This is a genomic window from Synechococcus sp. R3-13 (assembly GCF_047462195.1).
GTDB lineage: Bacteria > Cyanobacteriota > Cyanobacteriia > Thermostichales > Thermostichaceae > Thermostichus.
Window position 1 is genome coordinate 1 of the sequence record NZ_JANSIO010000222.1, and the last position, 1049, is coordinate 1049.

The 1049-nt window shown below is 60.2% G+C and carries 1 protein-coding gene; it reads left to right on the plus strand.

Translation table 11 applies throughout. The annotated features are described in order from the left end of the window. Nucleotides 1–1049 (plus strand): photosystem II D2 protein (photosystem q(a) protein) (psbD, locus tag NW856_RS06950; protein WP_414399623.1); only part of this gene is annotated, 1049 nt, incomplete at both ends.

Below are 1049 nucleotides of genomic sequence, written 5' to 3' on the forward strand. Positions count from 1 at the left end.
ATGACCATAGCGGTAGGGCGCGTGCGTCAGGAGCGAGGATGGTTCGACATCGTCGATGACTGGCTCAAGCGCGACAGATTCGTGTTCATCGGCTGGTCCGGGCTGCTGCTGTTCCCCTGCGCTTACCTAGCCCTGGGCGGCTGGCTCACCGGCACCACCTTTGTGACCTCCTGGTACACCCACGGGTTGGCCAGCTCCTACCTGGAAGGGTGCAACTTTTTGACCGTAGCCGTCTCCACCCCCGCCGACAGCATGGGGCACAGCCTGCTGCTGCTGTGGGGCCCCGAAGCCCAGGGGGACTTCACCCGCTGGTGCCAGATTGGGGGGCTGTGGACCTTTGTGGCCCTGCACGGAGCGCTGGGACTGATTGGCTTTATGCTGCGGCAATTTGAGATTGCCCGGCTGGTGGGGGTGCGGCCCTACAACGCCATTGCGTTTAGCGCGCCGATAGCGGTGTTTGTGAGCGTGTTTTTGATTTACCCGCTGGGGCAGAGCAGCTGGTTTTTTGCGCCTAGCTTTGGGGTGGCGGGGATTTTCCGCTTTTTGCTGTTTTTCCAGGGGTTCCACAACTGGACGCTGAACCCGTTCCACATGATGGGGGTGGCTGGCGTTTTGGGTGGAGCGCTGTTGTGTGCCATCCATGGGGCGACGGTGGAGAACACCCTGTTTCAGGATGGGGATGCGGCCAGCACCTTTCGGGCGTTTGAGCCGACGCAGTCGGAGGAGACCTACTCGATGGTGACGGCCAACCGGTACTGGAGCCAGATTTTTGGGATAGCGTTTTCCAACAAGCGGTGGCTGCACTTTTTCATGTTGTTTGTGCCGGTGACGGGTTTGTGGATGTCGAGCATTGGGGTAGTGGGGTTGGCGCTGAACCTGCGGGCGTATGACTTTATCAGTCAGGAGGTGCGGGCAGCGGAAGACCCGGAGTTTGAGACGTTTTACACGAAGAACATTTTGCTGAACGAGGGGATTCGGGCCTGGATGGCGCCGCAGGACCAGCCGCATGAGCGCTTTGAGTTCCCTGAAGAAGTCCTCCCCCGCGGCAA